General features: G+C 67.1%; 9 protein-coding genes and 1 pseudogene. 7 read left to right on the top strand and 3 right to left on the bottom strand.

Going from position 1 to position 10,046, the window contains the following annotated elements; all coding sequences use genetic code 11:
• Both ACE3TU_RS14555 and ACE3TU_RS14560 read left to right on the top strand, forming a co-directional pair.
• Positions 1-431, top strand: a 431-nt coding sequence (locus ACE3TU_RS14555; RefSeq protein ID WP_374625408.1) for an ATP-binding cassette domain-containing protein, incomplete at its 5' end; no start/stop codon positions are given.
• An 89-nt stretch (positions 432-520) separates the two neighbouring features.
• Entirely contained in the window at positions 521-2,338 is a 1,818-nt protein-coding gene (locus ACE3TU_RS14560; protein ID WP_374625410.1) for a methyl-accepting chemotaxis protein, read from the top strand.
• A gap of 104 nt (positions 2,339-2,442) precedes the next feature.
• Here the strand turns inward: ACE3TU_RS14560 and moaA are convergent, their stop codons facing one another.
• Both moaA and ACE3TU_RS14570 read right to left on the bottom strand, forming a co-directional pair.
• Complete coding sequence (gene moaA, locus ACE3TU_RS14565) at positions 2,443-3,480, bottom strand: GTP 3',8-cyclase MoaA (protein WP_374625412.1); 1,038 nt, start codon at positions 3,478-3,480, stop codon at positions 2,443-2,445.
• Positions 3,481-3,578: 98 nt separating this feature from the next.
• Positions 3,579-4,172 (bottom strand): L,D-transpeptidase, encoded by a 594-nt coding sequence (locus ACE3TU_RS14570; protein ID WP_374625414.1) that lies wholly within the window; start codon positions 4,170-4,172, stop codon positions 3,579-3,581.
• A 236-nt stretch (positions 4,173-4,408) separates the two neighbouring features.
• On the opposite strand from ACE3TU_RS14570, the gene rpiA reads away from it, so the two are divergent.
• From rpiA to gorA, 3 genes are all read left to right on the top strand, one after another.
• Positions 4,409-5,104 carry a ribose-5-phosphate isomerase RpiA gene (gene rpiA, locus ACE3TU_RS14575; RefSeq protein WP_374625416.1) on the top strand — a complete coding sequence of 232 codons (696 nt, stop codon included), beginning with the start codon at positions 4,409-4,411 and terminating at the stop codon, positions 5,102-5,104.
• A 38-nt stretch (positions 5,105-5,142) separates the two neighbouring features.
• Positions 5,143-5,676 (top strand): DUF2059 domain-containing protein, encoded by a 534-nt coding sequence (locus ACE3TU_RS14580; RefSeq protein WP_374625418.1) that lies wholly within the window; start codon positions 5,143-5,145, stop codon positions 5,674-5,676.
• Positions 5,677-5,757: 81 nt separating this feature from the next.
• Complete coding sequence (gene gorA, locus ACE3TU_RS14585) at positions 5,758-7,134, top strand: glutathione-disulfide reductase (protein ID WP_374625420.1); 1,377 nt, start codon at positions 5,758-5,760, stop codon at positions 7,132-7,134.
• Here gorA and ACE3TU_RS14590 read toward each other — a convergent pair.
• Entirely contained in the window at positions 7,131-7,547 is a 417-nt protein-coding gene (locus ACE3TU_RS14590; protein ID WP_374625422.1) for a hypothetical protein, read from the bottom strand. The two genes, gorA and ACE3TU_RS14590, sit on opposite strands and share 4 nt — an antisense overlap.
• Before the next feature lie 122 nt (positions 7,548-7,669).
• Here ACE3TU_RS14590 and ACE3TU_RS14595 point away from each other — a divergent pair, with 122 nt between their 5' ends.
• On the top strand, positions 7,670-9,055 hold the full coding sequence (locus ACE3TU_RS14595) for a class II 3-deoxy-7-phosphoheptulonate synthase (RefSeq protein ID WP_374625424.1): 1,386 nt from the start codon (positions 7,670-7,672) through the stop codon (positions 9,053-9,055).
• Positions 9,056-9,185: 130 nt separating this feature from the next.
• Positions 9,186-10,046 (top strand): annotated as a pseudogene (locus tag ACE3TU_RS14600) (hypothetical protein); the annotation flags it as partial.

Raw genomic sequence — 10,046 nt, forward strand, 5'->3', positions numbered from 1 at the left:
AGGCTGTCGGCTTCTTCACCGAGGCTCCCGTCGCCAAGGTCCTCAAGGGCCTCGTCGATGTCGGGCTGGGGTACCTGACCCTCGGGCAGCCGCTGTCCACGCTTTCGGGCGGCGAGCGGCAGCGGCTGAAGTTGGCCGCCGAACTCGGCCAGAAAGGGAACATCTACGTGCTCGACGAGCCGACGACCGGGCTTCACATGAACGATGTCGATACGCTGATCGGTCTGTTCGACCGGCTGGTCGACGCCGGCTCGACGGTCATCGTCATCGAGCACAATCTCGATGTCATCTCGCGGGCCGACTGGGTGATCGATCTCGGCCCGGGCGCGGGCCACGAAGGCGGCGCCGTGCAGTTCGAGGGCGTGCCCCGCGACCTCGCGGCGCACACGATGTCGTTGACGGGGCAATACCTGGCCCGCCGGGCGGGATAGCCGCCGCCCATCATCTGTAATCTTAACTTAACTGCCAGAACTTTATTGTCGAATCTCGCCCTATTGGGGTGAAGCATTTGGAGACGATGATGTTCGCTTGGTCTGGCCTGAAACGCGGTGGTGGCGCTGCAGCCGACGCCGAAGCCAAGCTGAAGGCGTTGTCGCGCTCGCAGGCGATGATCGAGTTCGGGACGGACGGCACGATCCTCACCGCCAACGACAACTTCCTTGCGACGATGGGATACGAGCTCGCCGAAATCGTCGGCCAGCACCACCGCATCTTCGTCGATCCGGCAATCGCCTCCAGTCGCGATTATGCGGAGTTCTGGGCGGCGCTGCAGCACGGCGAGTTCCGCTCGGCCGAGTTCAGGCGGCTCGGCAAGGGCGGCCGGGAAGTCTGGATCCGGGCGAGCTACAACCCGGTCTGCGGACCCGACGGCAGGCCGTACAAGATCATCAAGGTCGCCACCGACGTGACCGCGGAGAAGCTGCACGCCGCCGACATGGAAGGCCAGATCGCGGCGATCCACAAGTCGCAGGCGGTGATCGAGTTCACTCCGACCGGCGAGATCCTCTCCGCCAACCGGAACTTCCTCGAGGCCATGGGCTATCGGCTCGAGGACATCCGCGGACGCCATCACGAGATGTTCGTTCCGCGCGACCAGGCGCAGTCGCCGGCCTATCGCGAGTTCTGGGCCCGGCTGGGGCGCGGCGAGTACCAGGCGGCCGAGTACAAGCGCATCGGCAAGGGCGGTCGGGAGGTATGGATCCAGGCGACCTACAACCCGATCCTCGATCTCGACGGCCGGGTGCTGAAGGTCGTCAAGTACGCCACCGACGTCACCGCCCGCAAGCAGGCCGTCGATCAACTCGGCAAGTGCCTCGCCAAGCTCGCCGACGGCGACCTGAGCGCCGGCATCAAGCAGAGCTTTGCCGGGGAGCTGGACGAGGTGCGTCTTGCCCTGAACCACACCGTGGCGCGGATTTCCGAGATCGTCGGACAGCTGCGTCAGACCTCGGGCGCCTTGCGCGGCACCACCGCCGATATCCTCGCCGGGGCCGGCGACCTCTCCGAGCGCACCCATCGACAGGCCGGTGCCATCGCCGCGACGACGGGAACCATCGAACGGCTTTCGGCGACGGTCGTCGACAATGCCCAGCGGGCGGCGACCGCCAATACCAAGTCGCAGGCCGTGCTGCAGCTGGCGGAGCAGGGCGGGGAGGTGATGCGTCGGGCCAATGCCGCGATGGACCGGATCTCGACGTCTTCGTCGAGGATTTCCAACATCATCGGGATGATTGACGACATCGCCTTCCAGACCAACCTCCTCGCGCTCAACGCGTCGGTCGAGGCCGCCCGCGCCGGGGATGCCGGCAAGGGCTTCGCGGTGGTCGCCATCGAGGTGCGTCGGCTTGCCCAGTCCGCCGCGAGTGCCTCGAGCGAGGTCAAGCACCTCATCGAGCAGAGCGGCACCGAGGTGAAGGGGGGGTCGCTGCTCGTCGGCGAGGCCGCCGACAAGCTGGTCGGCATGCTCGGAGCGGTCGAGGAGAACGGCGCGCTGATCGAAGCCATTGCGCGTGCCACCCAGGAGCAGTCGCAAGCCATCTCCGAGGCCACTGCGGCGGTTCGCGCCATGGACGAGATGACGCATCAGAATGCGGCACTCGTCGAACAGGTCAACGCCTCGATCGCCCAGACCGAGGAGCAGGCCCGCGACCTCGACATGCTGGTCGAGCACTTCGTCATCGACGAGGCGCCGCGCGCTGCACCCCCCGTTCCCGCTTCGGCCCGTCCCGTCAGGCCAGAGCCGGCGCCGGTGCGCGCCAAGTCCGCCGGACCGCGCGCGGCAGCGGCGAGGTACCTCGTCCAGCCCGGCGCCACCGGCGACGGCTGGAGCGAGTTCTAGGCGAGGGTGCGGGCCACCTGCCGCGGCCTCCCGTCTCCGCGGCGCAACCGGGATCAGACCACCGGTTCGCTCGGGGCTTGCACGAAGCAGACGCGGGTCCGCTCTCAGCCGCCGGTGACACTCATGTGCCGCGCGAGGGCCGGCCCGGCATGGGCACGGTCGAGCACGAAGTCGTGACCCTTCGGCTTGAGCCGCATCGCCAGGTCGAGGGCCGCGTCGAGATCGTGTTGCCCGCCACCCCGGACCGCCGGGCGCAGGTCGACCATTCCGTCCTGCCCCAGGCACATGTAGAGCTGACCGGTCGCGGTCAGCCGCACGCGATTGCAGCTCTCGCAGAAATTGTGGCTCATCGGCGTGATGAAGCCGAGCAGCCCGCCGGTTTCGCCGACCCGGTCGTAGCGCGCCGGCCCACCGGTGCGATGGCCGGTGGGGGTGAGGGTGTAGCGCTCGGCGAGCCGCTCGCGCAACTGCCTGAGCGGCAGGTAGGTGTCCACCCGATCGAGCCCGACCTCGCCGAGCGGCATGCCTTCGATCAGCGTCAGGCCGAAGCCGCGGGCGTGCGCCCACAGCATCATCGGCTCGATCTCATCCTCGTTGATGCCGCGCATGGCCACCATGTTGATCTTGACGGCGAGGCCGGCCTCGACCGCAGCGTCGATGCCGTCGCGCACATCGCCCAGCCGTCCGCGCCGGGTGATCTCGGCGAAGCGCTTCTCGTCGAGCGTGTCGAGCGACACGTTCACCCGCCAGATGCCGGCTTCCGCCAGTCGGCTCGCATAGCGCCGCAACTGGCTGCCATTGGTGGTGAGGGTCAATTCGTCGAGGCCTGCCCCCAGGTGCCTGCCGAGCCGGGCGACGAGATTGCCGATGTCGCGGCGCACCAGCGGCTCGCCGCCGGTCAGGCGCACCTTGCGGACGCCGCGCGCCACGAAGGCGGAGACGATGGCGTCGATCTCCTCGAAGCTCAGCACCTCCTTGCGCGGCAGGAAGGTCATCTGCTCGGACATGCAGTAGACGCAGCGATAGTCGCAGCGATCGGTCACCGATACCCGCAGGTAGCTCACCGTGCGGCCATGGCTGTCGACCAGTGCACGGCTGGCGTTCTGCACGAGGCCCGGCTGTTCGATGAGGGTGACCGACATGCCGGCTTTCTAGCGCACCTCGCCGCGTCCGGCTAGCGCCGGAAACGAAACGGCCGCCCCGGAGGACGGCCGCGATGGCAAGGGACTCGGGTCGTCGCCTACTGGTGGACGACCACCAGGGCACCGACGCGAACGCGCTCGTAGAGGTCGGTCACGTCCTCGTTGGTCAGCCGGATGCAACCCGACGACACCGCCTGCCCGATGGTCCAGGGTTCGGACGTCCCGTGAATGCGATAGAGCGTCGAGCCGATATAGAGGGCCCGCGCGCCGAGCGGATTGTCCGGGCCGCCGGGCATGTAGGCCGGCAGGTCGGGTACGCGCTTGCGCATCTGCGCCGGCGGCGTCCAGCCCGGCCACTCGGCCATGCGGGTGATCTTGTGCTGGCCCGACCAGCGGAAGCCGTCACGGCCGACGCCGATGCCGTACTTCATCGCCTTGCCGTTCTCGAGCACCAGATAGAGCCGCCGCTCCGACGTCTCGACAACGATCGTGCCGGGCTTCAGCTTGGTCTCGTAGTCGACCATCTGCCGGGCAATCGGGCTGCCGCGCTTCGACTTGGCGCGGACGGCGCTGGCATCTTCCCACATGTTGGTGTCCGGATTGAACACGCGCGATGCGGTGGCGGGCGCCACCAGGGAGAAGCTGAGGAGTGCCGACAGCGCGGCGGCAACGACGATCCTGGTTTTGTTCATCTGTTCAAACTGCGCCTCTTGAAGACTTCGGCCCCCCGACGTCATGGGCCCAATGTCGGGTTGATAGACTGTTCGTGTCACGGACGAAAAGACCCGAGCCACGATTCGACCACGTTCCGAACACCCATTTCACATTCTGTTGCCTCGAAGCGACATTTGCCACTCACCAATGCGTGAGTCCGCCGCTTGACAGGTCTTCGGCGCTTCTTCTAGCTGCCGCAACCGGAGGGCGAAGCGTGAGCGAGGCATACAAGAAGGCGGCTGCGAAGGCGGCGATGTCCGAGCTGCGCTCCGGCATGCGCGTCGGCCTGGGCACCGGCTCGACCGCGCGGCACTTCGTCGACCTCGTCGGGGCCGCGGTGGCCGAGGGGCTCGACCTGCTCTGCGTCCCGACCTCGGAGGCGACGGCGGCGCAGGCCCGGGACCTGGGCATCGCCCTCGCGACCCTCGAGGAGTGCCCCGAACTCGACCTGACCGTCGACGGCGCCGACGAGATCGGTCCGGGACTGGCGCTGATCAAGGGCGGCGGCGGCGCCCTGCTGCGCGAGAAGATCGTCGCGGCCGCCTCGGCGCGCATGGTGGTGATCGCCGACGCAAGCAAGCGCGTGCCGATGCTCGGCGGCTATCCCCTGCCGATCGAAGTCAACCATTTCGGCCTCGGCGCCACCCATCGGCGGATCGAGCGGGTGATGCTGGACACCGGGGCGCGGGGTGGCCTCCGTCGCCGGACCACCGGCGCCGGCCTGCCATTCGTGACCGATGGCGGCCACGCCATCCTTGATGCTTCTTTTGGCCGCATTCCTGAGCCAGAAGCGCTGTCTGCCGCGCTGCTGGAAATCCCGGGCGTGGTTCAGCACGGCCTGTTCCTGGGATTGTGCAGCATCGCCTACGTGGCGGGTGCCGACGGTCTCGAGGTTGTGGACGCGGCTTAGCCGCTCGGGTAGAGGGCTCCTTAGGGGTGGACAAGACAATGACGGGCAACAAGCCGATGACCTTCCTGACCAGGCGCGCGACGACGTTTCTCGCGGCCGCGCTGACGCTGATCCTTTCCGCCTTCGTGGCGCTTCCGGCCGCGAGCCAGGAGATCACGCCCGAGCACCTGGCGATGGCACGCAAGTATATCGACCTCACCGATCACAGCGGTATCTACGAAGCCACGATCGTGCAGGCCGGCATCAACACCTACCGCCAGCTGCTGCCGCAGAATCCGGAAATTGCCGAGCCGCTCAACAAGGCGATCGAGACGGTGATTTCCGCCTACAAGGGCAGGAAGGGCGAGTTGTTCGACCAGATGGCGCGCGTCTACGCGCTGACCTTCGCCCCCGAGGAAATGCAGCAGATCGTCGATTTCTACAGCTCCCCCGTCGGCCAGAAGCTGTCCAAGGCCAATGCCGAGCTCAACTCGACGATCCAGCGCGTGATGAATGTCTTCTCGGTGAACCTCAACACCGAGTTCTTCGCCAAGGTGCGCGCCGAACTGAAGGCCCAGGGTATCGACACCTGAGCCAAGGCATCCTATCTGAAGTCGCGTGAAGGCCCCGCCCTCGCGGGGCCTTTTTTCTTGGGTCGGGTGCAGGGGGCAGCGATGGGCGACGGCTACGATCTGGTGGTGATCGGAGCAGGCTCGGGCGGCGTGCGCGCGGCGCGCGTGGCGGCGGGCTACGGCGCAAGGGTCGCCATTGTCGAGGAGTATAGGGTCGGCGGGACCTGCGTGATCCGCGGCTGCGTGCCCAAGAAGCTCTTCGTCTACGCCTCCCGCTTCTCCGACATGTTCGAGCTGGCCGGCAGCTTCGGCTGGACGGTCGATGGCGCCGCATTCGACTGGAAGACGCTGGTCGCCAACAAGGACAAGGAGATCGCCCGGCTCGAGGCGGCCTATGTCTCCGGTCTCGAGAAGCCGGGTGTCGAAATCATCCGCGATCGTGCGGTGCTGACCGGGCCGCATGGCGTGCACCTCGTCAGATCCGGGCGGGATCTCGAGGCAAGGACTATCCTCATCGCCACCGGCAGCCGCCCGAAGATTCCCGACATCCCGGGCAGGGAGCTCGGCTTCACCTCGAACGAGGCCTTCCATCTCGAGGCGCTGCCCCACTCGATCCTGATCGAGGGCGGCGGCTACGTGGCGGTGGAATTCGCCACCATCTTCGCCGGCCTCGGGGTCGACACCACCATCGTCTACCGCGGCGACCGCGTGCTGCGCGGCTTCGATGCCGACCTCCGGGAAGGTCTCGATGCGGGGCTCGAAACCCGCGGCATCAAGCGCATCTACCAGACCAATGTCAGGGCCCTCCGCCGGCAGGGCAGGGACGTCGTCGTGAGCTTTTCGGACGGTGTCGATGCGCCCTTCGGCGCCGTCATGTTCGCCACCGGCCGCAACCCAAATGTCGCCGGCCTCGGGCTCGAGGCGGCGGGGGTCGAGGTCGGCGAGGCCGGCATAGCGGTGGATGCCTACTCCCGCACCAACGTGCCCTCGATCTACGCGGTCGGCGACGTCACCGGCCGCGTCGCGCTGACCCCGGTCGCCATACGCGAGGGCCAGGCCTTCGCCGAGACGGTGTTCAACGCCAACCCGATTGCCGTCGACCATTCGCTGATCGGCACCGCGGTGTTCGCCGAACCGGAGCTCGCCACCATCGGCCTCACCGAGGAAGCGGCGGCGACGCACGGCAACATCGACGTCTACGTCGCCCGCTTCCGGCCGATGATGAACACGCTGTCGAGCAAGTCCGAGCGCATGATCCTCAAGCTCATCACCGAGGCCGACGGCGGCAGGGTGCTGGGCGTGCACATCCTCGGGCCCGGTGCGGCCGAGCTGATCCAGCTGGTTGCCATCCCCATGGGCATGGGGGCGGAGAAGGCCGACTTCGATCGCGCCATGGCCATGCACCCCACCGCCGCCGAGGAACTGGTGACCTTCAGGTCGCCGACCTACCGCTACCGCGGCGGTATCAAGCAGCCTTAGCCCTCCGCATTCATCCGAACGCTGTTCGGCACGGGCAGGGCGGCGTTGGGACCGTTGAGGAATTCGACCGTGGCGAACAGCAGTTCGGTATCTCCGATGTTCTGCACGCAGTGGCACATGGACTCGCCCTCGGCATAGGTGAAATGGCGGGTCTGGCCGGGATGGTAGTCGCCTTCGACCACCCGTCCGTCCTCGAAATAGCTGCGCGCGCGACCTGCTGTCATGGATGACCAGAAGTAGTCGTTGACGTGCCGATGCACGTTGCTGCGCGTGCCGGGCGCGAGCCTCAAATGCCACACGCGCAGTGTCTCCGTTTCGGAGACCAGAATGTTGCCGACGCAGCCATTGTTGGCGTTCGTCTCGAATTCCGCGACAATATCGGCGGGCCAATCCCTTGTTGAACTCAACATCATGAAACACCTCCCCAATGAACGCACGGAGATTGCTTGCGGCGCCGCGGGCTGTAAAGCGCCTCGCAGGCTTCACACGGCCCAATTCCCCTGATAGGACGCGCGCCACCGGGAGGTAGTGCGTGATGCCGACGACTTGGACGCCCCAGAGCTGGAGAGAAAAGCCGATTTCGCAGGTGCCGGCCTATCCGGACCAGTCGAGGCTGGAGGCCGCCGAGGCGCAGCTGCGCAAGTTCCCGCCGCTGGTCTTTGCCGGCGAGGCGCGCGACCTCAAGCACCAATTGGCCGATGTCGCGGCCGGCCGGGCCTTCCTGCTGCAGGGGGGCGACTGTGCCGAGAGCTTCGCCGAGCACGGCGCCGACCACATCCGCGATTTCTTCCGGGTTTTCCTGCAGATGGCGGTCGTGCTCACGCATGGCGCCTCCAAGCCTGTCGTCAAGGTCGGCCGCATCGCCGGCCAGTTCGCCAAGCCGCGTTCCTCCGATACCGAGACCATCGACGGGGTGACGCTGCCGTCCTACCGCGGCGATATCATCAACGACATCGCCTTCACCCCCGAGGCCCGCATTCCCGATCCGGAGCGGCTGCTGCTCGCCTACCGGCAGTCGGCGGCGACGCTGAACCTGCTGCGCGCCTTCGCCTCGGGCGGCTATGCCGACCTGACGCGGGTGCACGAATGGACCATGGGCTTCATGAAGGACTCGAGCGCCTACCCGCGTTTCGAGGAACTTGCGCGCAAGATCGACGACGCCATCGATTTCATGCGCGCGCTCGGGCTGACCTCGGACAACACGCCGTCGCTGCGCGAGACGAAGTTCTACACCAGCCACGAGGCGCTGCTGCTCGGCTACGAGGAAGCGTTGACGCGCCGCGACTCGATCAGTGGCGAGTTCTACGCCACGTCCGGCCACATGCTGTGGATCGGCGACCGCACCCGCCAGCCTGAGGCTGCCCATGTCGAGTACTTCTCGGGCATCCGCAACCCGATCGGCGTCAAGTGCGGCCCCAGCCTGTCGACCGATGACCTGCTGAAGCTGCTCGACAAGCTCAACCCGGCCAATGAGGCAGGGCGGATCACCCTCATCGGCCGCTTCGGTTCGGACAAGATCGCCGACCACCTGCCCAGGCTCGTCGAGGCCGTGAAGGCCTCGGGGCACACGGTGGTCTGGTGCTCGGACCCGATGCACGGCAACACCGTCAAGGCATCGAACGGCTACAAGACGCGGCCGTTCGAGCGTGTGCTTTCGGAAGTCCGCAGCTTCTTCGAGGTGCACCGCGCCCTCGGCACGCATGCCGGCGGCATCCATATCGAGATGACGGGCGACGACGTCACCGAGTGCACCGGCGGCGCCGTGGCGGCGATCACCGAGACCGGGCTCGTCGACCGCTACCACACCTATTGCGATCCGCGGCTCAACGCCAGCCAGGCGCTGGAACTGGCCTTCCTCGTCGCCGAACAGCTGCACGCCGAGCGCCCGGTGCGGGCCGAGCGCATCATCGCCGCGGAATAGGCGGGGCACCGGCTGGACGGTTTGGCCGGACAAGGGCGGCGCGCACCTGCGCACCGCTGCACTTAGCGGAACATTAACCCTAACGGGGCATAAACGAAGCTGCCTTGCGCGTCTTCGCTGGAGTACCCCCATGTTCCGTCTGGCCACGAGTCTCACCGTCCTGCTCGCCGCGCTCGGCACTCCGGCGCTTGCCGCCGACTACGGCGACAACTGGGGCGAGATGGGGCTCCGCGACAGCGTGGGCTACGAGCCCCGGGACTGGAGCGATCTGGGCGACGGCGCCGATGTGACCGACACGGTCAGCATCGAGGCGGGCATCCGCTACTGGTATTCGCTGGGCAGCCAGAGCATCGAGTCGAGCGGCGGCACCACCACCGCCAATTCCACCGCGCACACCGGCGAACTGCACCTGCGCGTCGAGGACAACGCCTCGAGCACGTTCGGGCAGGGCATTGCCGGCTATTCGATGGCCATCAGCGGCGAGTATGCCGGGCCGGTCGTGACCAGCAGCATCGAGGATGGCGCCATCGGCTACGCCGGGGCCGACTTCGGCTGGAATGCCCTGAGCGACGGCAATGGCAACGGCCTCGGTGGGTTCCTCGGCTACATGTACTGGAACGAGTCGCCCGACACCGGCCGCACCAACTTCTCGACGCTGAGCACCGGCGACACGGTGACCTATTCCGATGTCACCGGGCAGACCTTCATCCCCGGCGACAGCGCCCCCAACCATGTCGACATCAACGCGCTGCGGCTGGGTCTGCAGGGCAAGGCGACCTTCTCGAACTTCATCGATATTCGCGCCGAGGTCGCCGCCGTGCCCTACGCCAAGGTCTACGGCGTGATGGGCATCGAGGACCCCAGCTTCTCCACCGCCGTCTATGCCGGCGACGCGCAGCCGCCCTACAGCGGCCTCGCCAACGGCAACATCATGGATATCCGCTCCTCCGAGACCTCGATCGATGGCTGGGGCTACGGCGCCATGGCCGAG

It is taken from the genome of Devosia sp. (assembly GCF_041917035.1).
Classification (GTDB): domain Bacteria; phylum Pseudomonadota; class Alphaproteobacteria; order Rhizobiales; family Devosiaceae; genus Devosia_A.